Here is a 525-nt window from a genome sequence, read left to right on the forward strand (position 1 = left end):
GCTTCTCTTTGGTAGCTGTCGTTGGTTTTTCTTTCTCGACCAAGTTGTATCGGGCTATCTTCAAAGGCCCCTGCATCGCAAAGACACATTGAGCAAAACGTTTCTGATTGTCGGCGCGTATCAGCTGCTTTTCACGCGCATCCCAGATCACGCGGCAATCCACGAAACCGTCGAGGCTGCAAAAGAGCTAGGGCTTGAGAACACGAAAGGCTTGATTAACGCCATACTCCGGCAGATAGCGCGCGATGAGAAGCCCGAAATAGATGCGAGCGCTATTGAGCAGAGTTTCCCTGAGTGGTTCAGCGCCAAGTTGGCGAACAATTGGCCTGAGAGCTACGCACAAATACTCAAGGCCAGCAACGAACATCCACCTATGACACTACGCGTTAACTCGTCAAAAATAACTCGAGACGACTATCTCAAGGCGTTAAACGAGATCGGAACCGTTGCCAGCCCGTGCTCCTTTTCGCAAAAAGGCATTCAACTTGAAGCTCCCTGCGATATTACAACGCTTCCAAATTTTGA

1 protein-coding gene is annotated in these 525 nt (G+C 49.9%); it reads left to right on the forward strand.

The features are described 5' to 3' along the window. On the forward strand, positions 1 to 525 hold a 525-nt coding region (locus tag A3750_RS13300; RefSeq protein ID WP_304440193.1), incomplete at both ends, for a transcription antitermination factor NusB.

The sequence above is a fragment of the Oleiphilus sp. HI0079 genome (assembly GCF_001635105.1).